This is a genomic window from Taklimakanibacter lacteus (genome assembly GCA_003576695.1).
Classification (GTDB): Bacteria; Pseudomonadota; Alphaproteobacteria; order Rhizobiales; family Aestuariivirgaceae; genus Taklimakanibacter; species Taklimakanibacter lacteus.
In genome coordinates this window covers 56,224-82,925 of record QOZQ01000008.1, presented here as the reverse complement: position 1 = coordinate 82,925, position 26,702 = coordinate 56,224, and the positions used below count along the sequence as shown (strand labels likewise).

General features: G+C 63.8%; 26 protein-coding genes. 9 read left to right on the top strand and 17 right to left on the bottom strand.

Features of this window, described 5'->3' with window-relative positions:
- Positions 1–12 precede the first annotated feature (12 nt).
- Positions 13–300 carry a hypothetical protein gene (locus DT068_RS16975; RefSeq protein WP_119391063.1) on the bottom strand — a complete coding sequence of 96 codons (288 nt, stop codon included), beginning with the start codon at positions 298–300 and terminating at the stop codon, positions 13–15.
- Positions 297–899 carry a hypothetical protein gene (locus tag DT068_RS16970; protein WP_119391062.1) on the bottom strand — a complete coding sequence of 201 codons (603 nt, stop codon included), beginning with the start codon at positions 897–899 and terminating at the stop codon, positions 297–299. The genes DT068_RS16975 and DT068_RS16970 overlap by 4 nt, the downstream gene beginning before the upstream one ends.
- Positions 900–1,047: 148 nt before the next feature.
- Between DT068_RS16970 and DT068_RS16965 the strand changes: the two genes are divergently transcribed.
- On the top strand, positions 1,048–4,338 hold the full coding sequence (locus tag DT068_RS16965; RefSeq protein WP_119391061.1) for an AAA family ATPase: 3,291 nt from the start codon (positions 1,048–1,050) through the stop codon (positions 4,336–4,338).
- Here DT068_RS16965 and DT068_RS16960 read toward each other — a convergent pair.
- From DT068_RS16960 to DT068_RS16920, 9 genes are all read right to left on the bottom strand, one after another.
- A complete protein-coding gene (locus DT068_RS16960) occupies positions 4,317–5,285 on the bottom strand; it encodes an ABC transporter ATP-binding protein (protein ID WP_119391060.1) in 969 nt (322 codons plus the stop codon). The two genes, DT068_RS16965 and DT068_RS16960, sit on opposite strands and share 22 nt — an antisense overlap.
- Positions 5,282–6,262 (bottom strand): ABC transporter ATP-binding protein, encoded by a 981-nt coding sequence (locus DT068_RS16955; protein ID WP_368904784.1) that lies wholly within the window; start codon positions 6,260–6,262, stop codon positions 5,282–5,284. Before DT068_RS16955 ends, DT068_RS16960 begins: the two co-directional genes overlap by 4 nt.
- A complete protein-coding gene (locus DT068_RS16950; protein ID WP_119391058.1) occupies positions 6,259–7,107 on the bottom strand; it encodes an ABC transporter permease in 849 nt (282 codons plus the stop codon). The genes DT068_RS16955 and DT068_RS16950 overlap by 4 nt, the downstream gene beginning before the upstream one ends.
- A gap of 2 nt (positions 7,108–7,109) precedes the next feature.
- Positions 7,110–8,123, bottom strand: coding sequence for an ABC transporter permease (locus DT068_RS16945; protein ID WP_119391057.1), 1,014 nt, complete (start codon positions 8,121–8,123; stop codon positions 7,110–7,112).
- Positions 8,124–8,250: 127 nt separating this feature from the next.
- Positions 8,251–9,864: an ABC transporter substrate-binding protein gene (locus DT068_RS16940; RefSeq protein WP_119391056.1), complete on the bottom strand. Its 1,614-nt coding sequence runs from the start codon at positions 9,862–9,864 to the stop codon at positions 8,251–8,253.
- Positions 9,865–9,907: 43 nt separating this feature from the next.
- A complete protein-coding gene (locus tag DT068_RS16935) occupies positions 9,908–10,951 on the bottom strand; it encodes a transketolase family protein (RefSeq protein WP_119391055.1) in 1,044 nt (347 codons plus the stop codon).
- Positions 10,944–11,810 (bottom strand): transketolase, encoded by an 867-nt coding sequence (locus DT068_RS16930; protein ID WP_119391054.1) that lies wholly within the window; start codon positions 11,808–11,810, stop codon positions 10,944–10,946. Before DT068_RS16930 ends, DT068_RS16935 begins: the two co-directional genes overlap by 8 nt.
- Complete coding sequence (locus DT068_RS16925; protein WP_368904783.1) at positions 11,807–12,526, bottom strand: GntR family transcriptional regulator; 720 nt, start codon at positions 12,524–12,526, stop codon at positions 11,807–11,809. The genes DT068_RS16930 and DT068_RS16925 overlap by 4 nt, the downstream gene beginning before the upstream one ends.
- A 7-nt stretch (positions 12,527–12,533) precedes the next feature.
- Entirely contained in the window at positions 12,534–13,766 is a 1,233-nt protein-coding gene (locus DT068_RS16920; RefSeq protein ID WP_119391053.1) for an aminotransferase class III-fold pyridoxal phosphate-dependent enzyme, read from the bottom strand.
- A gap of 127 nt (positions 13,767–13,893) precedes the next feature.
- Here DT068_RS16920 and otnK point away from each other — a divergent pair, with 127 nt between their 5' ends.
- Entirely contained in the window at positions 13,894–15,153 is a 1,260-nt protein-coding gene (gene otnK, locus DT068_RS16915) for a 3-oxo-tetronate kinase (RefSeq protein ID WP_119391052.1), read from the top strand.
- Between the two features lie 19 nt (positions 15,154–15,172).
- Here the strand turns inward: otnK and DT068_RS16910 are convergent, their stop codons facing one another.
- A complete protein-coding gene (locus DT068_RS16910; protein WP_119391051.1) occupies positions 15,173–16,051 on the bottom strand; it encodes a hypothetical protein in 879 nt (292 codons plus the stop codon).
- A 172-nt stretch (positions 16,052–16,223) separates the two neighbouring features.
- Here DT068_RS16910 and DT068_RS16905 point away from each other — a divergent pair, with 172 nt between their 5' ends.
- The 3 genes from DT068_RS16905 to DT068_RS16895 are packed head-to-tail and all read left to right on the top strand — an operon-like array spanning position 16,224 to position 18,121.
- Positions 16,224–16,811: a nitroreductase family protein gene (locus tag DT068_RS16905; RefSeq protein WP_119391050.1), complete on the top strand. Its 588-nt coding sequence runs from the start codon at positions 16,224–16,226 to the stop codon at positions 16,809–16,811.
- Positions 16,812–16,814: 3 nt separating this feature from the next.
- A complete protein-coding gene (locus DT068_RS16900; protein WP_119391049.1) occupies positions 16,815–17,525 on the top strand; it encodes an HAD family hydrolase in 711 nt (236 codons plus the stop codon).
- Complete coding sequence (locus tag DT068_RS16895; protein ID WP_119391048.1) at positions 17,525–18,121, top strand: flavin reductase family protein; 597 nt, start codon at positions 17,525–17,527, stop codon at positions 18,119–18,121. Before DT068_RS16900 ends, DT068_RS16895 begins: the two co-directional genes overlap by 1 nt.
- 215 nt (positions 18,122–18,336) lie before the next feature.
- Here the strand turns inward: DT068_RS16895 and DT068_RS16890 are convergent, their stop codons facing one another.
- Both DT068_RS16890 and DT068_RS16885 read right to left on the bottom strand, forming a co-directional pair.
- A complete protein-coding gene (locus DT068_RS16890; RefSeq protein ID WP_119391047.1) occupies positions 18,337–19,338 on the bottom strand; it encodes an NADP-dependent oxidoreductase in 1,002 nt (333 codons plus the stop codon).
- Between the two features lie 68 nt (positions 19,339–19,406).
- Entirely contained in the window at positions 19,407–20,222 is an 816-nt protein-coding gene (locus DT068_RS16885; RefSeq protein ID WP_119391296.1) for an oxidoreductase, read from the bottom strand.
- A 103-nt stretch (positions 20,223–20,325) separates the two neighbouring features.
- On the opposite strand from DT068_RS16885, the gene DT068_RS16880 reads away from it, so the two are divergent.
- A complete protein-coding gene (locus tag DT068_RS16880) occupies positions 20,326–20,910 on the top strand; it encodes a TetR/AcrR family transcriptional regulator (protein ID WP_119391046.1) in 585 nt (194 codons plus the stop codon).
- A gap of 48 nt (positions 20,911–20,958) precedes the next feature.
- Here the strand turns inward: DT068_RS16880 and DT068_RS16875 are convergent, their stop codons facing one another.
- A complete protein-coding gene (locus DT068_RS16875; RefSeq protein WP_119391295.1) occupies positions 20,959–21,780 on the bottom strand; it encodes an HpcH/HpaI aldolase/citrate lyase family protein in 822 nt (273 codons plus the stop codon).
- 2 nt (positions 21,781–21,782) lie between these two features.
- The gene (locus tag DT068_RS16870) at positions 21,783–22,241 is read right to left on the bottom strand and encodes a MaoC family dehydratase (protein WP_119391045.1); all 459 of its coding nucleotides are present in this window, start codon (positions 22,239–22,241) and stop codon (positions 21,783–21,785) included.
- 344 nt (positions 22,242–22,585) lie between these two features.
- On the opposite strand from DT068_RS16870, the gene DT068_RS16865 reads away from it, so the two are divergent.
- The 3 genes from DT068_RS16865 (at position 22,586) to DT068_RS16855 (ending at position 25,534) form a co-directional block, all read left to right on the top strand.
- Entirely contained in the window at positions 22,586–22,951 is a 366-nt protein-coding gene (locus DT068_RS16865; protein ID WP_162914257.1) for a response regulator, read from the top strand.
- An 85-nt stretch (positions 22,952–23,036) separates the two neighbouring features.
- Positions 23,037–24,284 (top strand): MFS transporter, encoded by a 1,248-nt coding sequence (locus DT068_RS16860; RefSeq protein WP_119391043.1) that lies wholly within the window; start codon positions 23,037–23,039, stop codon positions 24,282–24,284.
- A gap of 92 nt (positions 24,285–24,376) precedes the next feature.
- Positions 24,377–25,534 carry a DUF2336 domain-containing protein gene (locus DT068_RS16855; protein ID WP_119391042.1) on the top strand — a complete coding sequence of 386 codons (1,158 nt, stop codon included), beginning with the start codon at positions 24,377–24,379 and terminating at the stop codon, positions 25,532–25,534.
- Between the two features lie 398 nt (positions 25,535–25,932).
- Here the strand turns inward: DT068_RS16855 and DT068_RS16850 are convergent, their stop codons facing one another.
- Positions 25,933–26,700, bottom strand: a complete 768-nt coding sequence (locus tag DT068_RS16850) for an NAD kinase (protein ID WP_119391041.1) — start codon at positions 26,698–26,700, stop codon at positions 25,933–25,935.
- Positions 26,701–26,702 lie beyond the last annotated feature (2 nt).

Here is a 26,702-nt window from a genome sequence, read left to right as displayed (position 1 = left end):
TCACAGAATACGTCATCTCGAAAGCCACTCCTGTAGCAGCAGACCCATATAGAATTGCCGCATGGTCTTGTCTTGGGTATCAAACAAGACGCTGCGTCCGTAGATGAGATATTCACGGACAGGCGCGGCATCATCCACCACCCTGATGGTCATGTCGGAGGCTACACGCTGCAGATGGTCGCCAGCAGGCTCGATGTCACCCTGTGTCCGAGCCAGTTCCTTGAGAAACATGTCGCTTTGCACATCGTCGAGGATAATGCCACGACGGGTGGATGGGTCTGCAATCTTGATCCTGATCATATGACCCTCCTGCCTTCGCGATAACCCCTCCAGCAGGCTTGCCCGACAGCATTGATCGAGCCGATGTTCACTCCGGGATTACCGCTTCCATCGGGTGCGTCCGGATATCCGGCCAAGTAAACACCACCTACGCCCCTGTTGCCGACGGTGTCCTCCGACCCGTCCATGTGCAAGCCGGCAACATACCCCTTTGCGCCGTAGACAGTTAGCATCACTCCATCAGCGGCCACAGTTGGTCCATGGAGCGAAACCAGCTGAGCATGACTGAACATTCGACTGAGATTGACGGCGGTGTTGCATCCAGAGAGGTACAGGTGACACACATCACAGAGTCTCACAGTCTTGAGACTTGCACCGAAGGAAGGCTCATCGAGAATATCGTCGAGGTAAGTCGGGTCTCCGTGAGCGACGATCTCAAGCAGCTCCAAGCAATCGAAGCTGTTCGCGTCGAGTATAGCGCCGACGCTGGTAATGAGATCACCAGGCCCGGTAAAGCTTGGAATTACTTGGTATCCGGCGGCGGCGGCACCCGTCGTTGCATGTGTCAGGTCACCGGCTAGGGAGGCATCGTTGTGGACCGCAATTATCTTGGTAGGCATAAGGCTACCTCATTGCGAGTTGAACCCCTTCTGCTTACAGTGAGAATTGACGTTACGCAATATTCGATTGCCCGGTCTCGCTGCGAATGGAAATTTTTTTGATCCAGCGCGATATAATGCATCGTTGGAATGGTGATTTGGACGGCAAATGAACTGCTCTGCCTGCGGAACGCCAGCACAGCCAGGCCAACGCTTCTGCACTTCCTGCGGAACGGCACTGGCGGCGGTGTGCTCCGGCTGCGGCGCGCAGAATGCCCCGACCGCCAAGTTCTGCGGCCAGTGCGGATCGCCGCTGGGCCAGGCGGCGCCGGCGGCAGCGCGCGCACCCGAAGCGCGTGCTCCGGACAGCGAGCTGCGCCCGGTCACCGTCATCTTCGCCGATCTGTCGGGCTTCACCGCTCTCTCCGGCGAGCGTGATCCGGAAGACGTGCAGAGGCTGCTCAATGACTATTTCGCCCTTGCCGATGGCGTGATCGTGCGTCTGGGCGGCACGATCGACAAGCATATCGGCGATTGCGTGATGGCGGTGTTCGGGGCACCCGTCGCCCATGGCGATGACGCGGAACGTGCCGTTGCCGCGGCCATCGGCATCCGCGAGGGCATGGCGCCGCTGGCCAAGCGCTACAATGTGACGAAGCTCGATGTCCATAGCGGGCTTGCCGCCGGAACCGTCCTTGCCGCGTCGACCGGCAGCGACATGCACCGGCCCTATACGATCACCGGTTCCTCGGTCAATCTGGCCGCAAGGCTGTGCGATCTCGCCAAAGCGGGCGAAATCCTTTTGTCGGGAGACCTTGCCGCGGCGATCGCGCATCGCCATGCGGTCAGGGATTTCGGCCGCCACCGGCTCGACGGCTTCGCCGAACCGATGCCGGTCTTCAAGCTTGCCCAGACCGGTCCGACAAACAGGGAAACGAGCGGCCCGCGCTTTGTCGGCCGGGAAGCGGAAGTGAGGCAGATCGAGCATGCGCTCGACATGACGGCGCAACAGCAGAGCGGCCGCATCATCCATATTCGCGGCGACGCCGGCATCGGCAAGACACGCCTCCTCGAAGAGGCGACGGACGCGGCGCGCCGGCATGGCTTCCGCTGCCTCGCCGCCGCCGTGATGAGCTTCGGCGGCGGCAGCCAGACGCAATTGCGCCGGCTCGTCACCCAGGCTCTGCTCGGCCTCGGGCCGAGCCTGAGCGATGACGAGATGACGGCGGGCATTGCGTCTTTTGCCGCCGCGAACGGCCTTGGCGAGCGCGACGAGGCTTTCCTCCATGATCTCATGGGGGTGATGTTGCCGGCTCCGCTTGCGCGCCTGTTCAGCACATTCGACGCCCAGGGCCGCAAGGCGGCCCGCGCGGCGACACTGGCGAAAGTTGCCGTTCTCGCCGCCGGGCGGGGACCGCTTTTCTTCACCATCGAGGATCTGCATTGGATCGACGAGGACGGGCTCGATATCCTGGCGCCGCTGGCGCAAAGCGCGCAAGGCCATCCGATCATGCTCGTCTTCACCACGCGGCCGGAAAGCGATCCGCTCAATGCCGCCTGGCGGATGCGGGCGGCGCCGACACCCCTGACCACGATCGATCTCTCCGCGCTCTCGGAGAAAGACGCGCGCCGGCTTGCCGAACAGATGTTCGAGGGCAAGAGTGCCTCGGTGAGGGAGGTGCTGGCGCGCGCCGCCGGCAACCCGCTGTTCCTCGTGCAGCTTCTGCATCACAAGACAGGGGCTGGCGGCGAGGCGCTGCCGCAATCGATACAGAGTCTCGTCGTGGCGCGTCTCGATCGCCTGAGCGAGTCCGACCGGCGCATCGTGCAGACGGCCTCCGTGCTCGGCCAGCGTTTCGCCCGGGAGGAAATCGACCACCTGGCGGAGACGGCCAATGTTCCGATGCAGGCGCTGATCGACGCCTTCCTGATCCGGCCGGCGGGACCGCATTTCGAGTTCGTCCATGCGCTGGTGCGCGATGCGACCTATGGCACCTTGCCGAAATCGCGCCGCCGCAGCCTGCATGTCAAGGCGGCCGAGTGGTTTCGCGGGCATGACAAGCTCCTTGTCGCGAGCCATCTCGATCAGGCGCAGGATCCGGGCGCTGCCAAAGCCTATGATGAGGCGGCGCAGGGCGAATGGGCGATCTATCATTATGAAAGCGCGATTTCTCTCAATGCGCGTGCCCTGGCGCTGGTGGAGGAGGGGGCTTTCAAGGCGGAACTCCTGACGCGGCGCGGCGAAATGCTGCTCGAAACCGGCCAGATCGCGCCATCGCTCGAGGTGTGGCCGGAGGCGCTGCGGCTTGCGGCCAATGATGATGCGCTGACCTGCCGCGCCAATATCGGCTTTGCGCAAAGTCTCAGGCTGGTCGATCGCTTCGATGAGGCTTTCGCGGCGCTCGACCGCGCCGAGACGATCGCCGACCGCGACCGTTTGCTGCTCGAATTGTCGCGCGCGCACTATCTGCGCGGCAATCTGCTGTTCCCGAAGGGCCGGCTCGCCGAATGCCTGGCCGAACACCAGAAGGCACTCGATCTTGCCCGCCAGGCGGGCTCGATCGAGGCGGAGATCCGGGCGCTGGGCGGGCTCGGCGACGGCCATTATGCCCAGGGGCGTATGCTGAGCGCCTATGACGCCTTCAGCCGCTGCGTGGAGCTGGCACGCAAGGAAGGCTTCGGACGCATCGAGGTGGCCAATCTCCCGATGTGCGCCATCGCCGCTCTGTCCAAGGGCGAATGGCAACTGGCGCAGGAGCACAATCGCGAAGCGATCCGGCTCGCCGAACGGGCGGGGGCGCGGCGGGCGGAGATGATCTCGCATCATTGCAGCTATTTCTGCCTGTTCGAGGCCGATCAGCTCGTTGCGGCGCGCGAACATGCGGTCAAGGCCGACGAGATCGCCATCGCGCTCGGCGCCAAACGCTTCGAAGCGGAAAGCAAGATGTTCTTCGCCGAGCTCGCGTTTGCCGACGAGAAGCCCGACGAGGCGCGCCATTACGCGCAATGGGCCTACCAACTGTGCAAGGAGACCGGGCTCAACTACATGGGCCCGATCGTGCTCGGCATGCTGGCGGAGCTGGCGACGAGCGAAAGCGAGCGGCAGGGCCATATCGCCAAGGCGCGCGCCATCCTGGCCGCCGGCGCTCCCAGCCATAATCACATGTTCTTCAACAGCCACATGATGACCTCGGCCCTGAAGCGCGGTGAATGGCAGCAAGCGGAAGGCTTCGCCGAGGCGATGGCCGACTATACGGCGAAGGAGCCCTTTCCGTGGGCTGATTTCCTCATCCAGAGAGCTCGCATCCTGATCCGTCACGGTCGGGGTGAGAGATCGGCAGAGGTCAAGGCCGAGCTGACGCGCGTTGCCGCCCTCGGCCGCAAGCTCAATTTCGTCCGCGCCACCCGGGCGCTCGATGAGGCGATTGCCAACCGATCTTACGTGTCTTCCGGGAAGTGACAGGCCACGCTGTGACAGCCATTCCGGGAGTTCAGCGAGGGTTCCTGCGCCGCGCAGATGTCGGCAGCCTTCCAGCAGCGGGTGCGGAACCGGCAGCCTGAGGGCGGGTCTGCCGGATTGGGCGGATCGCCCTTGAGCAGGATGCGGTCCCTGGCGGCCCCGCCGGGGGAAGCCACCGCGGAGAGGAGGGCCTGCGTATAGGGATGGGCGGACCGCTCATAGAGCTCTTCGCGCTCCGCCATCTCGACGATCTTGCCCAGATACATCACCGCCACGCGGTCGCACAGATGGCGGATCACCGACAGGTCGTGCGAGATGAACAGGCAGGCGAGGTCGAGCTTCGCCTGCAGCTCCTTCAGAAGGTTGAGGATGCCGGCCTGGATGCTGACATCGAGGGCGGAGACCGGTTCATCGAGAACGAGAAGATCGGGTCCGACCGCGAGCGCCCTGGCGATGCCGATGCGCTGGCGCTGGCCGCCCGACAGTTCATGCGGATAGCGCTCGGCATAATCGCGGTCGAGCTTGACCAGATCGAGCAGCTCATGCACCCGGTCCGTCGCGGCGGCGGGCGGCAGGTCGAGGAGCCGCAGGGGTTCGGCAATGATGTCGCGCACCCGCATGCGCGGATGCAGCGATGCATAGGGATCCTGGAAGACGATCTGCAGATGCTTGCGCAAGGGCCGCATGTCGCGGCGCGACAGTCTTGCGATATCGCTCCCGCGGAACAGGATCTCGCCGGCGCTCGGCTCGAGCAGGCGGACGATGCAGCGGCCGAGCGTGGTCTTGCCGCAGCCTGATTCACCGACAAGTCCCAGCGTCTCGCCGCGGGCGATGTCGAAGGAGACATCCGACACCGCTTGCACGTGACCAACGGTGCGCTCGAGGATCACGCCTGAGCGGATCGGGAAATGCTTGGCGAGGTGGCGCACCGACAGGATCGGGCTCATGACGTTTCCACCTTGTCGGCGAAATGGCAGGCGACATCGACACTGCCGCGCGGCAGCAGAGCAGGATCGTCACGCGTGCAGATCGATTGGGCGAATGTGCAACGGGGATGGAAGCGGCAACCCGACGGGCGCTGGGCGAGCGAGGGCAGGCTGCCCGGAATGGCGATGAGGCTTTCGACGGTGCGATCGATCTTGGGAAGCGACGCCAGGAGACCGCGCGTATAGGGATGGCCCGGGCGCCCGAATACCGTGCCGACGGGACCGCGCTCGCAGATGCGCCCGGCATACATGATGGCGACCTCGTTCGCCACCCGCGCCACGACGCCCAGGTCATGGCTGATGAGGACCAGCCCCATCTTGCGCTCCTTCTGCAGCTGCAGCAGCAGCTCCATGATCTGAGCCTGCACGGTGACGTCGAGCGCCGTCGTCGGTTCATCGGCGATCAAAAGCTCGGGATCATTGGCCATGGCGATGGCGATCATCACGCGCTGGCGCATGCCGCCCGAGAGCTCATGCGGATATTGCCTGAGCCGGCGTTCGGGAAAGGGGATGGCGACGACCTTAAGCAGATCGAGGGCGCGGGCCTGGCGGGCGGCGCGCGACAGCGCGGTGGCGTGGATGGCGATGGCCTCGCCGATCTGCTCGCCCACCGTCATGACCGGGTTCAGCGATGTCATGGGGTCCTGGAAGATCATCGCCATGCGCTTGCCGCGCAGAGAGGACAGTTCGCGCTGCGATTTGCCGATGAGCTCCTCGCCGCGGAAGCGCACCGAGCCCGAAATCTCGATGTCGGGCGCGAGCAGCCCCATCAGCGCCAGCATGGTGATGCTCTTGCCGCAGCCCGATTCCCCGACAATGCCGAGCGTCGTGCCTTCGGCGAGCGCGAAGCTCGCCTCGCGCACCGCTTCCAGCCGGCGCGCCGGCCCGCCGAGGCGAACCGTGAGATCGCGAACCTCGAGCAAGGGGGCGGCGCTCACGAGCGCCTCGGATCGAGATAGTCGCTCAGGCCGTCGCCGAGGAAATTGAAGCCGAGCACCACCGAGAGGATGGCGAGGCCGGGACCGGCGCAGATCCACCATTGATAGAAATGAATGGCGCCTTCCGAGATCATCGAGCCCCATTCGGGCGTGGGCGGCGAGGCGCCGAGGCCGATGAAGGACAAGGACGCCGCGAGCAGCACCACCTGGCCGAAATCCATCGTGGCGTTGATGAGGATCGGACCCCAGCACAAAGGCAGGATGTGGCGGATGAGGGTGCGGGCATGACCGGCGCCGCCGGCGACCGCCGCCTCGACATGCTCGCGCGCCTTGACGGCCAGCACCTGGCCGCGCATCAGGCGCGCATAGGCCGGCCACCAGACGATGATCATGGCGATGGCGGCGTTCTCGAGGCCGGGGCCGAGTGCCGCCGTGACGGCCATGGCCAGCAGGATCGGCGGGAAGGACAAGGTCACATCGACGAGGCGCATGATGGCATTGTCGATGAAGCCACCGGCATATCCTGCAATGGCGCCGAGGGCACTGCCGATCGAGACGGCGAAGAAGATGACGGCGCAGGACATGATGAGCGAGGAGCGCGCGCCATGCAGCGTGCGGGTCAGCACATCGCGGCCGAGCGCGTCGGTGCCGAACCAGTGCTCGGCACTTGGCGGCATCAGCCGGCGCGCCACCATGTCGAGCGGGTCATAGATCGGCCAGAGATCGACGCTGAGCGCGGTCACGATCCAGAACAGCGTGATGGCGGCGCCGAGCAGCACCGGCAGAGTGAGATGGGAGGGAAGGGCGAAGGAACGGGGCTTCGCGGGGGCTGAGGAAGCGGACATGGCTATCTCAGCCTGATGCGCGGATCGGCGAAGGCATAGGCGATGTCGGTCAGGAGATTGCTCAGCAGGAAGGCCATGCCGCCGACAATGGTGACGCCCATGATCGCGGGATAATCGAGATTGCGCGCCGCATCGACCGCATAGGAGCCGATGCCGGGCCAGGAGAAGATCGTCTCGGTGAGGACGGCGCCGGTGATCAGATAGGCGAAAGTGAAGCCGATGATGGTCAGCGTCGGGATCATCGCGTTGCGCAGAGCGTGGTTGAACAGCACGCGCAGCTCGCGCGCACCCCGCGCCCGCGCCGCCACGATGTAATCCTGGCTCAGCACATCGAGCATGCTGACCCTGACCAGGCGCGAGACGATGCCCATCACCGTCCAGCCGAGGACGAGGGCGGGCAGGATCAGGTGATAGAGGCTCTCGCGGAACAGCTGGAGATTGCCGGAGAGGAGCGAGTCGATGGTGAGGAAGCCGGTGATCGTCTCGGGCGGCAGGGTGCGGGCATTGAGCCGGCCCGGTCCCGGCAGCCAGCCGAGCGCCACGGAGAACACATAGAGCAAAATGAGGCCGGACCAGAAGACCGGCGTCGATGAGCCGATGAGCGCCCATAGCCGCGCCAGGTGGTCGATGCCGCTGTCGCGGAAGCGCGCGGCGATGACGCCCAGCACGATCCCGGTCAGGCTGCCCGCCAGCATGGCGGCGATGACGAGCTCGAGCGTCGCCGGCAGGCGGTCGAGAAGGTCCTGCGCCACCGGGCGCTTGGTGCGCAGCGACGTGCCGAAATCGCCGGTGGTGAGATTGCCGACATAGATCGCATATTGCTCGGGCAGGCTCTTGTCGAGGCCCCAGCGCGCCTTGGCGGCGGCGACGACGTCCGGATTCTCCATCTGGCGCTCGCCGATGATGGAGATCAGGGGATCGCCGCGGGTATTATGCGAGATGAAGAAGGCGATGGTGATGATGCCAAGCAACAGGAAGGGCATGGCGATGAGACGCCGGATGATGTATCTCGTCATCTGCCCGTCCCTGCATCTGCGGCGCTATCGCCAATGTAATCTGCAAGTCTCATAAAAAGGCGAAACACTCTCCATCATTTTTCCCCTTCTCCCGTGCGCAGCATGGGAGAAGGGGAGTACGCGTGGTTTACTTGAGTCCGAGCTCGTTCATCAGCAGGTTGCAGCAGGCGCTGTAGCGCAGGCCCGTCACCGACTTCGCATGCGCCAGCACCAGGTCGGGGCTGACCACCGGGATGATGATGCGATCATCGATCATGGTCTGGGCGATCTCCTTGTAGATCGCCGGCTTCTCGGCATCGCCGGCGGCCAGCACCTTGGTCAGAAGCTCGGCCGTCTTGGCGTTGGTGATCGAGGCGTCCGTGGCGCCGCCGGCGCGCTTCCACCAGGGCGTTCCCTCCATCATGCCGAAATACTGCACATATTGCGCGCTGCCATAATAATCAGGCGCGAAGAACACGGTGGTGAGCGGAATGCCGTCGCCGCGCACCTGGTCGCGCCATACCGAGAACTCGACCGGCGTCAGCTTGAGCTTGACGTTGATCTTGTCGAGATCCTGCTGGACCTTCTGGATCAGCAGCGAGAGGTCGACGCCATAGGCATTCATATTGGGGAAGGTGGCGTTGATCTCGAAGCCGTCGGCGGCGCCGGCCTTCGCCATCAGTTCCTTGGCCTTGGCCAGATCCTGCTTCGGCTCCGGCAGTCCGTCGGTGCCCGGGAAGCCATTGGGAATGGCGACGGGGATCTTCTTGCCCTGGCCGCCGACGGTGAACTCGATGATGCCGTCATAGTCGAGCGCATAGCCGATGGCCTGGCGCACTTCCTTGCTGGCGAGCTTGCCGCCGTCCTTGGCGCCGGGCGACAGCGCGACATAGAGGAAATTATAGGAGGGCACGGTCTCGACCGACAGTTCGCCGCCCGAGATCGTCTTGGCGGTGTCGGGGTCGATCTGCATGGCGATATCGGCGCCGCCGCTCTGCAGCATCTGCGCCTGCGCCACCGCGTCCTTGGTGTGCTTGATGACGATGTCGCCGATGGCCACGGCACTGCGCTTGTAATTCGGATTGGCCTTGAAGCGCAGCACGTCGCCCGGCTTGTATTCGGCCAGCATATAGGGGCCGCTGCCGGCCGAATGGGCGAGGAACCAGGCCTCGCCCTTGTCGGCGGTGGCCGCGTCCTCGCCGGCGGCGGCGCCATTGGCGGACGCCTCGACGCTGTTGGCGACGCCGGTATAGGGGGCGGTCAGGATGTTGAGGAATTCCGAGTTCGGACCGGTGAGCGTCACGACGACCGTCTTCGCATCCTTGGCCTCGATGCTCCTGACGGCGTCCATCATGAAGGACGCATCGCCCTTCACATTCTTCAGCCGCTCCATCGACCATTTCACGTCCTTCGCCTCGACGGGCGAGCCGTCGGAGAATTTGGCGTCGGGATCGAGCGTGAAGGTGAACTGGCTCTGATCGGCATTGGCTTCCCATTTGGTGGCGAGCCTGGGCACCAGCGACTTGTTGTCGGTGCCTAAACCGATGAGCGTCTCATAGACATTGCTCAGATAGATCTGGCAGGTGTCGCACCAGGCGCGCGCCGGATCGAGCGAGTTGATGTCGATGTCGCGCACGATGACGAGGGGCTTGTCCTCGGCCGAAGCCAGCGCCGGGAACGAGGCCGCGGCGGTGAGGCTGATGCAGAGCAAAGCGGCGGCACGCCACCTGGCGAAATGCGAGCGTCGATAAAGTTTGGTCATCTGTTTCCTCCTCCACTTTTATAGGGGCCGAAGCCCGTTTGGTTCAGTTGGTAGTGCGGGTACCTCCCAGGAGCGTCAGCACCTTTTCAGCAATGCCAGGCGCATCGAGCTTGTATTGGGCATAGAGAGCGGCGGGCGGGCCGACCGGAACGAATTCGTCCGGGATGCCGTGACGCTGGAACGGGATGCGTCCTTCACTGACGAGCACCTCGGCCGCCGCGCTGCCGAGGCCGCCGGTGATATTGTGCTCCTCGATGGTGAGGATGGCGCCCGTCTCCTGCGCCGCCTTGCGGATGGCGGCTTCATCGAGTGGCTTCAGCGTATGCATGTCGATGACGCGCGCCTCGATGCCGCGTTCGGCGAGGAGCTGCGCCGCATCGAGCGTGGCGCGCACCACCGAGCCGCAGCAGATGAGCGAGATCGTCTTGCCCTCGCGCAAGGTCGCGGCCTTTCCGATGGCGAAATCGCGCGGCACATCGGCATAGACCTGTGGGTCGCGGCCACGGCCGAGACGGATATACATCGCACCCGGATGATTGAGCGAGGCGCGCAATATGGCGCGCAGATGATTGGCGTCGGTGGCGCAGATGACGGTGAGATCGGCAATGGTGCGCGTCATGGCCAGGTCTTCCAGCGCGTGATGGCTGGTGCCGTAGAAGCCCATGGACATGCCGGAATGATGGCCGATGAGGCGCACCTTCATGCCGGGATAGGCGCAGTCGGTCTTGAGCTGCTCGGCGCCCAATATGGCGCAGAAGGAGGCGAAGGTCGCCGCATAGGGGATGTTGCCGCAGGACGCCATGCCGGCGGCCACGGTGATCATGTTCTTCTCGGCGATGCCGACATTGAAGAAGCGCTCGGGATGGCGCTTTCTGAAGTCATTGGTGCGGTTGGCATTGGCGAGATCGGCCGTCAGCACAACGATGCGCGGATCATGATCGGCGAGGTCGGCCAACTCTTCGCCGAGGACGAAGGCTGGCAGCGCCGCATTGGGCGTGCCGATGATCGATTTCCTGTCCTTCAGCGCCGCATCGCCGCCCGACGTGCCGCGGAAGATCGCGTCCTGGCCCTGCTGATGGTCAGACATGGGCCTTCTCCCGATAGGGCTGCAAGCCGGCGCGGATCTCGGCTTCGGCATCGGCATAGTCGTCGCCCGCCAGATTGGCGACGTGCCATTGCAGCGACAATTCCATGCGCCTGACGCCGCGACCCTTGATCGTGTCGGCGATGATGACCTGCGGCCTGCCGGTGCCGGCAGGCTTCAAGCGGCCGAGCGCCGCCAAGATGGAGTCGAAATCATGGCCGTCGATGCGCTGCGCCTCCCAGCCGAAGCTCCGGAAGCGCTCCTCGACCGGCTCGATCGCCATCACATCCTCGGTGCGCCCGTCGATGCAGAGCTGGTTGCGGTCGACGATGGCGATAAGGCCCTGGAGCTTGTAATGGCCGGCGGACATGGCGGCTTCCCAGATCTGGCCTTCCGCCAGCTCGCCATCGCCGAGCATGCAATAGACGCGGTAATCGCGCTTCTGCACGCGCGCCGAAAGCGCCATGCCGACGGCGATCGACAGGCCATGGCCAAGCGAGCCCGAGGAGAAATCGATGCCCGGAATGTGCTTCATGTTCGGGTGATCGCCGAAGGCGCTGCCGAGCCTCGTAAAATTGTCGAGGAGCTCGGGAGGGAAATAGCCCAGATGCGCCAGGATGGGATAAAGCCCGATCGCCGCATGGCCCTTGCTCAGCACGAAGCGGTCGCGGTCCGGCCATTTGGGATCCCTCGGATCGAGCTTCAGATGCGCGTAATAGAGTGAGGCGAAGAGCTCGGCTGCCGAGAAGGTCGAGGAATAGTGGCCTGCGCCGCAGATGCGGGCGAGGCGCACGAACATCGCGCGGTCGGCGAGAAAAGCGCGCGAGACATTATGGCCGCGCTCGCCAACCGCTCCCGTCATGCGTCTTCTCCCGCTTTCTCGGCCTTCTCCAGTTCCTGCAGATGGCGCAGGAAATTGCGCCCGCCTTCGACCAGGTCGGCATGGACAGCGGCGCGCAGCGCTTCGCGGTCGCGCGCCCGCAGAGCCTCGACGATGTGCTCATGCTGGTGGCGCCCGTCATAGGTCGGGTGGCCGTCGGGATAGAGGAAATTGAGCAGGGGGCCGTGCTGCAGCCAGAGATTTTCCAGCATGGTGATGAGCTGCGGCATCTTCGCACCGCGATAGAGACCGAAATGGAAATCGAAATTGGCGCGCACGGCCGGATCCCATTCCCGGTTCGCCTCGGCGGCGATGAGGCGCTGGTGATGCGAGGCCAGCCGGTCGATATCGGCATCGCTGATATTGTCGAGGGCGCGCTCGGCGGCGAGCGGCTCGAGCAGCAGGCGGATCTCGCGGCGCTCGACATATTCGGCGACCGAGAGCTTGCGCACGCGGAAATAGGAATGAGGCTTGGCCTCGACGGCACCGTCGCGCACCAGCTGGAAGATCGCCTCGCGGATCGGCGTCTCGCTGATGCCGAAGGTCTTGGAGAGCTCACCGATGCGCAGGCGCTGATGCGGCTTGAGAATGCCGCGCATCAGCCGGTCGCGCATCTGGTGATAGACGCGGTCGGTGAGGCTTCGCGCCTCGACCTGTTCGAGCGGCGCCTGCATCAATGCTAGATTGCTGTCGCTCATCGTCATCTCATCCAAACTGCCGGGCCACTTCGGCAAAGGCCTGGTCCGTCGCCTCGAGCGCGCGGTCGATATCGGCCTCGCTGTGGGCGGCGCTCAGGAACATCGTGTGGGCGGCGTGCATATAGACGCCGCGCTTCAGGGCCTCCGAGCAGAACAGCCAGCCCTTCCTGCGCTCCGGATCGTCGTCGAACAGGATCACCGGCATTTGCGGCGGACCGCTCTGGCGCAAGGCCACGCCATGGGCGCGGGCCTGCGCATCGAGGCCGGCGCGCAGGCGCTCGCCCATGCGCCGCATGATCGCCGGGCCATCGATCGCCTTGAGCTTGGCGATGGTCGCAAGGCTTGCCGCCATGGCGACGGAGGCGGTCCAGAAGGAGCCGGTGATGAAAATATGCGCCGCCGCCTGGCGGAAGCGGTCATTGCCGGTGACGGCGGCGAGCGCATGGCCATTGGCAATGGCCTTGGACCAGGCGGCAAGGTCGGGCTTCACGCCCATTGTTTCCCAGCTGCCGCCCATATGGAGGCGGAAGCCGGCGCGCACATCATCGAGGATCAGGGCTGCGCCGCTGCGGTCGCACAAAGCGCGCGCGGCTTTCGCGAAAGCAGGGGAGGGCAGCTCATGCGGCTTGCCGAGATCGTGCTTGAAAGCGGAGACGAAGATGCCGGCGAGATCATCGCCCGCTTCCGCCACGGCGCGCTCCAGGCTGGCGCTGTCGTTATAATCATAAGTGATGAGATGGGCGCGGTCTTCCGCCGTCGAGCCTTGCGGGTAAGGATTGCACCATGGAACGGCGCCATGATAGGCGCCCCTGGCCACCAGGATCTTGCGGCGCCCCTGGGCGGCACGCGCGATCATGGCGCAGGTCGTCGTCGCATCGGTGCCGTTCTTCTGGAACATCGCCCAGTCGGCATGGGCGACAGTGCCGACCATGAGCTCGGCCAGCTCGACTAGGCGGGCGCTCGGGCCGTTGAGCACATCGCCCTGGCGGCGCTGCGCATTGGCGGCCGCTTCGACATCGGGGTCGCTATAGCCCAGGATCATCGGCCCCCAGGCGCACATGAAGTCGATGAGCTCGCGCCCATCGGCATCCCATAAATGGCAGCCTTCGCCGCGGACGAAATATTGCGGGTAGTTCGCAGGCAATTTGGCGGCGTTGAGATGTCCCCACATCCCGCCCGGAATCACGCGCGCCGCGCGCTCGCGCAGCTGCGCATCAGCCGAGATGCGGGTGTGGTCCATGCGCTCGCTCCCTCAAACTGACTGGTTTCCAGGCCTTTCGGTCCTTGCCAGTGTCTTTCTGACGTGATCCTATAGGATATATTCTATAGTTGTGAAGCGGAATCTTCGCGGGGGAGGGGACTTGCCTATGCTTCTGGCGGCCATAGCCGACGACTTCACCGGCGGCCTCGAGCTTGCCTCCCTCATGGTGCGCGAGGGGCTCTCCGCCCGCATGGTGACGCGTCATGCCGATGCGGCGGCGATCGGCGATGTCGATGCCGTCGTCTTCGCATTAAAGAGCCGCGTGGCGCCGGCGTCTGAAGCCGTGGCGGGCTTTGCCAAGGCCTGCGATCTCATCGATGCCAAGGGTGGTGCGCGCCAGGTCTTCTTCAAATATTGCGCGACCTTCGATTCAACGCCCCGCGGCAATATCGGGCCCTGCGCCGATTATCTGGCGGAGCGCTACGGCGCAGGCTTCGTCGGCTTCTGCCCGGCCTTTCCGGATGTAAAGCGCACGGTCTATCAGGGCCATCTCTTCTATGCCGACCAGCTCATCTCGCGCTCGCCCAAGCGCCTCGACCCGCTGACGCCGATGAAGAATCCCAATCTTGTCGAAGTGCTGCAGGCACAGACCCGGCATCCGGTCGGGCTCATCCGCCATGAGGATGTGATCGGTGGCGCCGATACGCTGCGCGCCCGGGCCGCCGCCCTCGAAGCCGAAGGCAAACGCTATGCGATCTGCGATGCGGTCGACAATGACGACCTCAGGCGCCTCGCCCAAGTCTGCATCGACTGGCCGGTGATGACGGGGGGTGGCACGATCACCGAGCATTATCCCGCTCTGTGGCGCGCCCGCTCGCAGCTCAGGACGCGCACTTCCGAAACGGCACTGCCGCGCGTGGAAGGACCCGCCGTCGTGCTGGCCGGAAGCTGTGCCGAGCAGACGCGCGCCCAGCTCGATCACTTCGAGCAGACCCATCCGGTCCTGAGACTCGATCTCCTCGACATGGCCGACAATGCGGGAGCAATCGAAAAGGCATCCGCATGGATGCACGAGAAACTGCGGCACGGCCCCTTGGCGGTGGCGGTCCAGTCATCACCCGAAGCGGTCGCTGAGGCGCAACAGCGCTTCGGGCGGAAGGGTGCGGGCCGGCGCGGCGAGAAGCTGCTCGGGCGGGTCGCCATCGAGCTTCATCGCGCGGGCGTACGGCGTTTCGTGGTGGCGGGCGGCGAGACATCGGGCGCGGTGCTCGAGGCGCTCAAGGTGAAGGCGCTCGATACCGGACCCTATATTGCCGGCGCCGGCGCCGCGCAGGCGGTGACGCGCGGGGCGGATCCGGTCTCGTTCCATCTCAAATCCGGCAAGCTCGGCAGCGTCGACATGTTCAGCCGCGTGATCGCCGGATAGGCAAGCATGAGGGGAGTGGCTAATTCGCCTGGAGAATGGCGCTGATCTGGCCGGGTGTGATGGTGAAGGTCGAATTCTGATCGACGCCATCGATCTGTGTACGGAGCGTATACTGGCCGGGCGTCAGCACGACGTCGGCGGCGGGGCCGGGGATGCCGGGCAGCGCATTGCCCCTGGCATCGGTGATGAACCAGATCACATCATGGTCTTCGGCATTCGACATATTGAGGCGAGCAATGCCGGCGCTCATGTCGAGCTCGACCGCCGACATGCGCCCCGGCTTCACCATCACCTCGGCGACGGCCGAGGCGTTGCCGGGGCGGAAGCGGCTCTCGATGCGATAGGTGCCGGCGCCGAGGCGCAGGATCTCGCCCGGCTCCTCGGTGATCGCCACCAGCTCGCCGCCGTCAAGCCCGGAAGCCTTGTAGATGCTGGTGAAGGGATGGGCGTCGGGCAGGCCGATCTGCTTGAGCTTCGGCAATATGCGCAAGCCGCCGACATTGAACACCAGCGTCACGCCGAGGCGCTGACCCTCGAGCAAGGTGAGCTTGCGCGCCACCTTGACGGCGCCATAGCTCGCCTCGACGACATAGTCGCCGGGCTCGGCCGGCAGTTCGGCGGCATCGGAGTCGCGCGTCAGCAGGGTTTCGCCACCATAGGCCTTCACCCGCCAGGAGACCGGCCGGTTGATGAGGCCGCCATTTTCGCTCAAGCGGGCATTGAAGGAGAGGGCCTCGCTGCCGGGCCTCGTCAGTTCGATGCGGATCTCGGAGGCGACGTCGGAACCGCTCGTTTCGATCTGGGGCGTCCTGTCTATGGCGGCTGTCGAGGCGGCGGAAGCAGGGTCGATAAGCAGAAGGGCCGCGAAGAAACCCAGAACATAGCGGCCCTTCTGCATAGACGACGTTCCCCTGTTATCCCCGGACCTTCCCGGCCGGCCCTGACAGCCAACACGAGACCGGCTTCGGGCTCAATCTTATGCTTAATTTTTGGTTAACGCGACCGCTGCAATTGTGCCTTGTTTTTTCCGATCTTGACTTTGCCGGTCGGGTTCCGCTGTTAAGGCGCCCATGACCCGCCTCAACGACACGTCTTCCGCCCTTTCCCTCCTCAAAACCCGCAAATCAGCCTCCGTCAAGGCGATGGGGGCCCCCGGTCCCACCGCCGACCAGCTCAAGACCATCCTCGAAATCGCGGTGCGCGTGCCCGATCACGGCAAGCTCACGCCCTGGCGCCTCGTCCTGTTCGAAGGGGCGGCGCGCGCGAAGTTCGGTGAGATCATCAAGGCGCGCTGGCAGACGCTCAATCCCGGGCATGGGGAAGAGTCGCTCGCTTTCCAGCGCAACCTGCTTCTCAGGGCGCCGACCGTCATCGCGGTCGTGTCGAAAGCGGGGCCACATGTGAAGATCCCCGAATGGGAGCAACTGCTCTCGGCGGGTGCGCTCACGCAGAACATGCTGCTCGCCGCCGCCGCTCTCGGTATCGGCGCCCAGTGGAACACCGACTGGATCGCCTATGACGCGGAGATCATGAAGTCCATGGGCCTCAGCGAGGCTGAGAAGATCGTCGGCTTCGTCTATTTCGGCACGCCACAGGCGGCGCTCGAGGACCGGCCGCGCCCCGATCCGGAGAGCCTCATCACCCGCTGGCAAGGCTGACGCATGACGATCAAGGGCGTTCTCTTCGACAAGGACGGCACGCTGATCGACGTCACCGGCACCTGGGTTCCGGCCTATCAGCAACTGCTCAACGAAGTCTTCGCCGACCGCAGTCCGGCGGAGATCGAGGCGAAATTCACCGCCGCAGGCTTCGACCCGGTGAGCGGGGCCTTCCGCGCCGGCTCGGTCCTGGCCCAAGGCACGACGCGCGACATCGTCGACATTTGGTGGCCCGGCCTCGATGCCGCGGGCGTCTCGGAAAAAGTGAGGCTCCTCGATATCGACTATCGCGACCTGGGCGTCAGGCATTTGAAGGCGCTGATGCCGCTCAGGCCCGTTCTCGCGGAATTGCGCGCCATGGGGTTGAAGCTTGGCGTCGCCACCAACGACACGGCAGGTTCGGCGGTTCTCCATATGCGGGCGCTCGATGCGGCCGATCTCTTCGACATCATCCTCGGCGCCGACAGCGTGGCGCGGCCCAAGCCCTCTGGCGACATGATCCATGCCTTCGCCGATGCGGTGGGCATCGAGGCCAGCGAGGTCGCCATGGTGGGCGACAACCCGCATGACATGGAGACCGCGCATGATGCGGGCGCCGGCCTTGCGATCGGGGTGCTCTCCGGCAATTCGGCGCATGACCATCTGGCGCCGCTCGCCGATCACGTGATCGCCAGCATTGCCGGGCTGCCCCGCCTCATCAAAGGATTGAGCTGATGCATTATGATGCGATCGACAATGCGCATGGCCTGCCCAATGACCCGTTCAAGGCCATCGTGGCGCCGCGCCCGATCGGCTGGATATCGAGCATCGCCAAAAATGGCGTGCCCAATCTGGCGCCCTACAGCTTCTTCAACGCCATATCCGAGAAGCCGCATTATATCGTGATCGGGTCTTCGGGCATGAAGGACTCGCTCACCAATATCGAGGCCACCAGCGAATTCGTCATCAATCTCGCGACCTATGAATTGCGCGAGCAGGTGAACATCTCCTCCGCGCGCGTCGCACCCGATATCGATGAGTTCAAGCTGGCGGGCCTGACCCAGGCGGCGTCGCGCTTCATCAAGGCGCCGCGCGTCAAGGAAAGCCCGGCGGCGCTCGAATGCAAACTGTTCCAGATCGTGCCGCTGCCCGACGACAATGGCGATGCCAGGCAATGGGCGATCATCGGACGCGTGGTCGGCGTCTATATCGATGACCGCTTCATCAAGGATGGTCGGGTCGATACCGCGGCGATGAGACCGATCGCGCGCATGGGCTACAGCGAATATGCGACCGTCGAGACGGCCTGGCGCATGCGCCGGCCGGATTGACGGGCGGTCAAACCTGATTTCCCAGTTGCTCGAGGGCAGCTTTCGTCGCGTCCCAGGCGTCTTCGAGAGCCTCAAGCTCGCGGCGGAGAAATTCGGCAAGGAGCGCGTGTCCGGCTCCTTCTGCATCCTGCGGCGCCTCTGGTGCTGACGCTGGCGCGGTCGCAGCGCATGAAGACATCGAAAGCGGCGGTGTGACATTCCCTGTGAGCGCGCTGCTATCTGACCTTGATAACGACCTTGCCCTTGGCACGTCCCTCCTCGACGTAAGCCAGAGCCTCATTGGCCGCTTCAAAGGGAAAGACGCGATCCACGACAGGCCGGATCGTTCCGGATTCGACGAGCGACGTAATTTTGCTCAGTTGATTCCCCTGCGCCCACATGAAATGGAACGAATACGTTATGCCCAGGCGTCTGGCCTTGGCCCGAATGCCCCGGCTCAGGAAGCGCAGAACCAGCTTCAGCATCACGTTCAGGCGCCGTTGCTTCGCAAATTCGGGATCCGGCGGACCGGAGATGGAGATGAGCTTGCCGCCCGGTTTCAGCACATGCACGGATTTTGCAAGTGTCTTGGCGTCCTGACTGTTCAAGACGACGTCGTAGCCCGTCAGGATTTTCTCAAAATCCTGTTTCCTGTAGTCGACGACGATATCGGCGCCGAGGCTCTTCACCAGATCAAAATTTGCTGCGCCGGCGGTTGTTGCGACTGTCGCGCCGAGGTGCTTTGCCAGCTGGATGGCAATTGCCCCTACACCGCCGGAGCCAGCTTGAATGAAGACCTTCTGCCCCTTCTTCAAGTTTGCGCTTTCAACCAAGGTCTGCCAGGCAGTCAAGCCGACCAGGGGAAGTGATGCGGCTTCTTCCATGCTGAGGTTCCTGGGCTTCAAGGCCACGTCGGCTTCATCGACGGCTATGAATTCGGCGAATGTCCCGATCCGCCCATCGCGCGGGCGCGCATAGACATTGTCACCCGCCTTGAACTTGCGGACTTTTGGTCCGATCCGGACGATTGTCCCAGCGACGTCATGGCCCAGGATAAGAGGCATGCGATAAGGCAGGATGAGCTTGAATTCACCCGACTTGATCTTGGAATCCAGCGGATTCACCGCCGCCGCGTGGATTTCGATCAAGACATCGTTATCCTGGAGGTCTGGCTCCGGCATCTCGGCCAGCCGCAGCGCGCCGTTCTTGTTGTACTTATCGACAACGAATGCCTTCATAGTAATCACCTTCCAATAGAGCTCTTGGTGAACGGGAACGAAACCGGCTACCTCCGCCGCACCATCATTCAGACCGGCAAGCGAAACTGCTTGCGCAGGCTCTTGTCGAATATTTCTGCGGGGGCGAAGCGGCGCAGCATGCTGACCTGCCGGGCTGCCTTGCCGGCTGTATAGCGCCGTCGCGGATGGTCATCGGTCGCCACCCTAACGACCACATCCGCCACCACTTCCGGCCGATCGGCTTTAGGCATCACATCGCGAAGGAGCGCGTCGACTTCCATTCGAGCCCGATCGTATTCCTTCAGCACTGAATCAGGCTCGATACCGTTCTGGTCGAAGACGGTGCGGACGAATGCCGGCTCGATGACCGAGACGCGAATATTGAAGGCGCGCACCTCGTGGTCGAGCGACTCCGAGTAGCCTTCGAGCGCATGCTTGGCCGCCGAGTAATAAGCTGAGTAGGGCGCCGGGATGAGGCCCAACACCGAGCCGATATTTATGATGCGCCCAAAGCCCTGGCGGCGCATCGTCGGCAATATCGCGTTAGTCATGCGGATCACGCCGAACAGGTTCACATCGAAGAGGGCTTGAACCTGTGCGATCGAGGATTCCTCTGCGCCTCCAAGTAGGCCGACACCGGCATTGTTGATCAGAAGGTCGATCCGGCCCGTCTGTGAGATCACCGTCGACACGAGCGCATTGACTGCTGCGGCGTCGGTCACATCGCAGACCAGCATGGATACTCCGTCCGGGCCATCGGCAATTTTGCGACGGCTTGTCCCGAAGACGGTAAATCCCGCTCGTGCCAGGGCCGCGGCGCTGGCGCGGCCAATGCCCGACGAGGCTCCGGTTATGATCACGGTCCTACCCGAATATGCGCTCATTTCATGCTGCGAACTCATGGGGGCTAGCTTTCCTTCGCTTTTTGAATTATGATCATAATATCATATTATGATCGTAATGCAATAGAAATGAGGAAGAGCAGTCATGCGCTACGAAAAGGGCCGAAAGGACGCGTCACGCAGCCGAATCGTGGAAGTCGCCACGGAGCGTTTTCGGGGCGACGGCATCGCTGCGTCGGGATTGGCAACCATCATGAACGACGCTGGGCTGACGAACGGCGCCTTCTATCCGCACTTTCGATCCAAGGGAGACCTTGTGCGTGAGAGCGTGGTGGCGGCTTTGGAAGCGCAGTCACTGCAACTGTTGAAGATATTGGCCTCCGGAGGACCGGAGAGGGCGATAGAGGAGTATCTGTCGACTGCGCACAGGGACAATCCGGAAAAGGGCTGCGCTTCTGCCGCCTTGTTGCCGGAACTCGCGCGTCAGCCACCTGAAACGCGCAAGGCTTATACCGACCATTTCCTGTTTCTGGTGCGCCAGGTATCTGCGGCGCTTCCGCAGACGAAGGATACCGAGGGCGTGGCGCTGGGCGTCTTCGCGACGCTCATCGGTGCGCTCCAATTGGCCCGTGCCGTTGAAGGCAAGGAACTATCGGATCGCATCCTCGCGGCAGGCGCGAGTGCGGCGCGGGCTCTGATCCATCGACGCCAGGACGAAACGGCGTCCTAAGCTGCGGGTAAGGTCGCGGAGCCGATGTCCGCTCCATCGCATGCAAGCCTAACTGATGCGGGCGAGCAGCGCCTTCGCCGCCTTGAGATGCGGCACGTCGAGCATCTCGCCATCGAGGCCGATCACGCCGGCATGGCCTGCCTCCGCAAAGGCCTTCACGATGCGCTGGGCTTTGGCAATCGCCTCGGGCGCGGGGGTGAAGATGCGGTTGACCGGCTCGACCTGGTCGGGATGGATGCACATCTTGGCGGTGAAGCCGTCGCGCACGGCCTCGCGGCATTGCGTCTCGAGGCCTGCGAGATCGCGGAAATTGGCATAGACGCCGTCGATGGGCTCGACGCCCGCGGCGCGCGCGCCGATGAGGCAAAGCGTGCGGGCAAGCTCGTAAGGTGCGGTGGGGCGGCCTTGCGCATCGCGGTTCGATTGGGCGCCCAAGGCGGCGGCAAGGTCCTCCATGCCCCAGGTGAGGCCGAGAAGCTGCGGCCCCAGATCGCCATAGGTGCCGAGCGTGAACATCGATGCCGCCGTTTCGGTCGCGATCGCGATGACCGGAAGGCCTGCCATGGCGATGAGGCGTTTGACGTCGGCGCCTGATTGCGATTTCGGCAGCAGCAGTCCGTCGGGCTTTGATCGGGCGATGGCCGCGACGTCGTCGGCGATGAGCCCGCTGTCCAGGGCGTTCACCCTGACGAAGAGCTTTGCCTTGCCGCGCGGCGATGAGAGAATTTCGCGCGCCAGCTCGCGCGCTCTGGGCTTGTCGGCCGGCGCCACCGAATCCTCGAGATCGAGGATCACCACGTCGGCGCCCGAGGCGAGCGCCTTGGGGACCTTCTTCTCGCTGTTGGCCGGGACGAAGAGGAGGGAGCGCAAGGTCAGGCCTCGGCCGGGCGCTTGCGCATGAAAGCCTGGCGCCGGCATTCGGCGACCAGCGTGCCGTCCTGCTTGTAGGCGCGATGATGGAAGTCGACGATGCCGGCCGTGGGCCTGGACTTGCTCTCGCGTTTGGCCAGTACCTCGGTCGTGACATTGACCGTGTCGCCCTGGAACAGGGGGGCAGGGAACTTCACATCGGTCATGCCGAGATTGGCGATGGTGGTGCCCAAAGTGAGCTCGTTCACCGAGATGCCGATCATCAGGCCCAGCGTGAAGAGCGAATTCATGAGCGGCTGGCCCCATTCGGTCCTGGCCGAAAAATGCCGGTCGATATGGAGGGGCTGCGGATTCATGGTGAGGCAGGAGAACATCATATTGTCCATCTCCGTCACGGTGCGCGTGATGGAATGGCTGTAGGTCTTGCCGATCTCGAATTCCTCGAACCACAGTCCCGGCATGCGAGTCTCCCTTAGGTTTCTCCTAGAACATCACCGGGCGAAAGTGAATCGTCCACCCCTCATGCTTTCGGTTGGGGCAGGTCATGGCGTCTGCAATCAAAGCGTGTAGGGGACGGGAAGTGAGTCGCGATGCGAGTCCTAAGGTAAGGCATCAAACCGCCACAATCCGGGTCTGTGGATAACTTCGCCATATGACGGTCTAATATACTGAAATGATTTGGGTTCCCCTGGAGGTTGGCACTGTGGAAACCCTGTTAACGACGCATTAACCACCGGAGTCGCAGGACTCGTCCAACGTAACTTGGGCGGCTGGTTAGCGGATGCGTCTGGAAGGAATAATCGACATGACAAGATGTCTGCTTGTCGATGAGGATCATGAGGAGCGCCAGGTGTTGAGCGAGCTTCTCGGACAATATGGGTTCGACATGGCCGAGACCGCCTCGGCCGATGCCGCGCTCAAGCATTGCCGCGTCAACTCGCCCGATATCGTGGTCACCGCCGACCGGATCGGCAGCATGAGTGCGGGCGAATTCGTCAAGCGCGTTCGCCGCGCCGCCAATGGCCGCAAGCCCGTCGTCCTCGTCTATACCGAGAAGGCCAATACCGATGAGATCGGCAGCGCCATCATCGAGGGGGCGGCCGAGTTCCTCTTAAAGCCGTTCGATCGCGATCTCCTCGAATTCAAGCTGAAGCAGGTGGGACTCCTTTGATTTTGCCGTGAAGCTCCATTCGCGGCACAATCCTTTCACAATCTCCGTGCAGTAGGCCTCATAGCGAAGAGTGAGGAGGGGCTTGATGTTTGCCGGTTTGCGGTCGGTCGGGGTGCTGCTGCTCGGCGTCGCCATCCTGTCGCTCGGCCATGGGCTGCATGGCTCGCTGGTCGGTGTGCGCGCCAGTGCCGAGAATTTCGATGCCGCCACCACCGGCCTCATCATGTCGGGCTATTTCGCAGGCCTCCTGCTCAGCTCGATCGTGACTCCACGCATCGTCCAGAGCGTCGGCCATATCCGCGTCTTCGCCGCCTTCGCCTCGGTCGTGTCGACCGCCGTGCTGCTCATCCCGCTCTGGGTCGAGCCCGTCTGGTGGTTCCTGATGCGCTTCATCGCCGGGTTGTGCACCTCGGGCCTGTTCATCGTCTGCGAGAGCTGGCTCAATTCAGCCTCGACCAATAAGAACCGCGGCCAGTTGCTCTCGATCTACATGATCATCACCTATGCGGCGATGGGCCTCGGGCAGCTGCTCCTCAATGTCGCCGATTCTTCGGGCTTCTCGCGCTTCATCATCGTTTCGGCCCTGCTGTCGATGGCGATGCTGCCGCTCACTCTCATGCCGACGGAAACGCCGAGCCTTGCCGGCACGCGCCCGGTGACGCTGAAAGAGATCTACAAATCCTCACCGCTCGCCATCGTCGCCACGCTGGCCTCGGGCCTGGCGCAGAGCGCCTTCTTCAGCATGGGCGCCGTCTATGCGCTGATGCAGGGCCTGCCGCTGTCGCTCGTCTCGGTGATGCTGGCGCTGCCGCCGCTCGCCCTCATCGTCTCGCAATATCCGGCGGGCGTCCTTTCCGACCGCTATGACCGGCGCAGCATCATCATGATCCTGAGCGCCATCGCCGCGGCGATCGCCCTCATCAGCATTCCCGCCGCCGGGATCTCCTCGACCGTCCTCATCGCGCTCTTCACCCTGTTCGGGGCGATCGCCCTGCCGATCTATTCGCTCGTCATCGCCCATGCCAATGACCACATGGCGAAGGAGCAGATGCTGGGGGCGAGCAGCAAGCTGGTGCTGCTCTACGGCACCGGCGCCATGGCCGGCCCCTCGATCGCCGGCTTCTTCATGAAATACATGGGCTCGTCCGGCTTCATGACCTTCATGGCGGTGATCTATGTGATCATGGCGGTGCATGCCCTGTGGCGGCGACAGCAGCGGCCGACCACCGTCAAGGCCACGGCGAGCGACATCATGAAGGTCGGCCCGATGACCACACCGGTCGCCGCCCAGGCCCAGGCGGAAGAGGGCTCGGCGCGCCAGGGCGCCAGCTAACCCTTTCAAATTCAAGGCTCGTCATGGTGAACCGTTTCTTAAGGGTTCGCTGACAATTTTAGCATCGTGATTTTGGTGAGTGGGCTTTCTTCATGACTGGCCAGCCTGGGCTCGATGTCAGCATCTTTGACACGATTATCGAAACGGGGGATGCGCAAGCCCGCATGCAGCTCGTGGTCGAGCTTGCCCGCCTGGCGAGCGATGCCGAAGCGCCGGACAATGAGCGCGACTGCATCGTGCCGACGCTGCTCAAGCTCGCCACCGATCCGGTAAAGGATGTCCGCCGCGTGCTGGCGGAGGCGCTGGCCGGCGCCGGCGACCTCCATGGCGACGTCCTGTTCAGCATCATCGCCGATGAGGATGACGTGGCGCTGCCTTTTCTCGCGGCGACGCCGGCGCTCGACCCGTGGAAGATGCGCACCATCGCGCGCGTCGGCGATGCGCCCCGCCAGGTCACGCTCGCCGGACGCCCGGACCTCGACGATGACGTGATCCAGGAGATCGCGACCCAGGCCGATCTCTCCGCATGCCTCGCCCTGTTCGACAACGAAGCCTGCACCCTCAGCGAGCGCAACTGCCGCATCCTCTATGCCCGCTTCGGCCGGGTGCAAGAGATCATCGACCGCCTGCTGGCACTCGATACGCTGCCGCTCGACATCCGCATCATGCAGGCCAAGCGCGCCTCCAACCAGGTTCATCAGCTGATGGCCGAGCGTGGCTGGGTGCCGGCCAACGATGCGGCCGACATGGTCGCCGACGCCGAGGAGCGCGCCATCCTGCAGATCCTCGACAGCGCCAACGATGTCGAACTGCCGCCGCTCATCCGCTTCATGACCAGCCGCAGCATGCTCACCGCCTCGATCGTCATGCGCTCGGCCTGCGCCGGCAATATGCGCATCGTCGAAGCGGCGATGGCGCATCTCGCCAATGCCACGACGGCGCGCGCCCAGGACGCGCTCTATGGAAATGTGTCGGCCTTCAACTCGCTCTATCGCAGCTCCGGGCTGCCCGCGACCTGCATCGGCCTCATCAGGGCCGCGGGGCAGGTCGAGCGCGAATTGCGCGATGCCAGGCGATCGCTCAGCGTCGAGAATTTCGGCCGCCGCCTCATCGAGCAGATCATGACCGGCGACGCCGCCATGCCGGCGGGCGAGCGCGCCAAATATCTCGATTTCATCGCGCGCTATTCCGGCGAGCGCATCCGCGTCATCGCCAGCCGCCTGCGCGAAGGTCTCGTCACCGCGGCGTAAGCGAGGCTTAATCTCCCTCCGCCGCGCGAAGCGCGGGGAGGGTGGACGCCCGCAGGGCGGACGGGTGGGGTTTCTCCGCCGAGACAATGCCCGTCAATTGGCCTGAGCTGCTTGCAAATTGCTTGCTTGCGCGACTTCCTTGCGGAGACACCCCACCCGTCGCGCGTGCCACGCGCCACCCTCCCCGCCTTCGGCGGAGGAGGGAGAGTTGGTGAGGACGTCGTGTGAGATGACTTTTCAAAGTCGTCTCGTTCCAGAGCGAAATCATTCCATGCGCGCGGTGAATTCTCATCCCAATCGTGAAAAGGAAATGCCGGAGCTTTGAACTCCGGCATTTCCGAACTCGCTCACGCAACTCACGATGAAGTGAGTGTAGGCGCGGCATGATTAAAGGTTCCCTAAAAGCGAAATTGTTCCGCGAGAACTCTTTCAGCAAGGGAGTGGCCGGGATCGAAGAGCAGGCGCGCGGAGCGCTTGCGGTCCTCGGCGATCTCCACCTTGCGGATGTGTCGCACCTCGACGTGATCGGCGACCACGGCGACCGGGCGCTTCTCGCATTCGAGACTCTCGATGGTCACGCGCGCCTGGTGCGGAAGAATGGCGCCGCGCCAGCGCCGCGGACGGAACGGGCTGATCGGCGTCAGCGCCAGCAACGGCGAGTTGATCGGCAGGATCGGACCATAGGCGGAGAGATTGTAGGCGGTGCTGCCGACCGGCGTAGCGAGGAGGATGCCGTCGCATTTCAGCTCATCCAGCCTGACATGGCCGTCGATCGAGATCCTGAGACTCGCCGTCTGGTGCGTCTGGCGCAGGAACGAAACCTCGTTGAACGCCATCGCCTTGTGGATACTGCCCGACTGGTCGACTGCGCTCATCTTGAGCGGCCTGACCATGGTGAGCTCCGCCGCGCGGATGCGCTCGCGCAATCCCTTCTCGCTGTAGTCGTTCATCAGGAAGCCGACGGAGCCGCGGTTCATGCCGTAGATCGCCTTACCGGACGACATGAAGCGGTGCAGCGTCTGCAGCATCAGGCCGTCGCCGCCCAAAGCGACGATGACGTCGGCGTCCTCGGGCGCGCTCTGGCCATGGATCTTCGCCAGGCGGTTGAGCGCGCGGCGCGCCTGGGGAACCTCGGCTGCGACGAAAGCGAGGCGGCGAAATTCCATGA

Coding starts and splice junctions, on each gene's coding strand:
- DT068_RS16975 (WP_119391063.1), bottom strand. CDS start 300: ATGATCAGGATCAAGATTGCAGACCCATCCACCCGTCGTGGCATTATC.
- DT068_RS16970 (WP_119391062.1), bottom strand. CDS start 899: ATGCCTACCAAGATAATTGCGGTCCACAACGATGCCTCCCTAGCCGGT.
- DT068_RS16965 (WP_119391061.1), top strand. CDS start 1,048: ATGAACTGCTCTGCCTGCGGAACGCCAGCACAGCCAGGCCAACGCTTC.
- DT068_RS16960 (WP_119391060.1), bottom strand. CDS start 5,285: ATGAGCCCGATCCTGTCGGTGCGCCACCTCGCCAAGCATTTCCCGATC.
- DT068_RS16950 (WP_119391058.1), bottom strand. CDS start 7,107: ATGTCCGCTTCCTCAGCCCCCGCGAAGCCCCGTTCCTTCGCCCTTCCC.
- DT068_RS16945 (WP_119391057.1), bottom strand. CDS start 8,123: ATGACGAGATACATCATCCGGCGTCTCATCGCCATGCCCTTCCTGTTG.
- DT068_RS16940 (WP_119391056.1), bottom strand. CDS start 9,864: ATGACCAAACTTTATCGACGCTCGCATTTCGCCAGGTGGCGTGCCGCC.
- DT068_RS16935 (WP_119391055.1), bottom strand. CDS start 10,951: ATGTCTGACCATCAGCAGGGCCAGGACGCGATCTTCCGCGGCACGTCG.
- DT068_RS16930 (WP_119391054.1), bottom strand. CDS start 11,810: ATGACGGGAGCGGTTGGCGAGCGCGGCCATAATGTCTCGCGCGCTTTT.
- DT068_RS16925 (WP_368904783.1), bottom strand. CDS start 12,526: ATGAGCGACAGCAATCTAGCATTGATGCAGGCGCCGCTCGAACAGGTC.
- DT068_RS16920 (WP_119391053.1), bottom strand. CDS start 13,766: ATGGACCACACCCGCATCTCGGCTGATGCGCAGCTGCGCGAGCGCGCG.
- otnK (WP_119391052.1), top strand. CDS start 13,894: ATGCTTCTGGCGGCCATAGCCGACGACTTCACCGGCGGCCTCGAGCTT.
- DT068_RS16910 (WP_119391051.1), bottom strand. CDS start 16,051: ATGCAGAAGGGCCGCTATGTTCTGGGTTTCTTCGCGGCCCTTCTGCTT.
- DT068_RS16905 (WP_119391050.1), top strand. CDS start 16,224: ATGACCCGCCTCAACGACACGTCTTCCGCCCTTTCCCTCCTCAAAACC.
- DT068_RS16900 (WP_119391049.1), top strand. CDS start 16,815: ATGACGATCAAGGGCGTTCTCTTCGACAAGGACGGCACGCTGATCGAC.
- DT068_RS16895 (WP_119391048.1), top strand. CDS start 17,525: ATGCATTATGATGCGATCGACAATGCGCATGGCCTGCCCAATGACCCG.
- DT068_RS16890 (WP_119391047.1), bottom strand. CDS start 19,338: ATGAAGGCATTCGTTGTCGATAAGTACAACAAGAACGGCGCGCTGCGG.
- DT068_RS16885 (WP_119391296.1), bottom strand. CDS start 20,222: ATGAGCGCATATTCGGGTAGGACCGTGATCATAACCGGAGCCTCGTCG.
- DT068_RS16880 (WP_119391046.1), top strand. CDS start 20,326: ATGCGCTACGAAAAGGGCCGAAAGGACGCGTCACGCAGCCGAATCGTG.
- DT068_RS16870 (WP_119391045.1), bottom strand. CDS start 22,241: ATGCCGGGACTGTGGTTCGAGGAATTCGAGATCGGCAAGACCTACAGC.
- DT068_RS16865 (WP_162914257.1), top strand. CDS start 22,586: ATGACAAGATGTCTGCTTGTCGATGAGGATCATGAGGAGCGCCAGGTG.
- DT068_RS16860 (WP_119391043.1), top strand. CDS start 23,037: ATGTTTGCCGGTTTGCGGTCGGTCGGGGTGCTGCTGCTCGGCGTCGCC.
- DT068_RS16855 (WP_119391042.1), top strand. CDS start 24,377: ATGACTGGCCAGCCTGGGCTCGATGTCAGCATCTTTGACACGATTATC.
- DT068_RS16850 (WP_119391041.1), bottom strand. CDS start 26,700: ATGGAATTTCGCCGCCTCGCTTTCGTCGCAGCCGAGGTTCCCCAGGCG.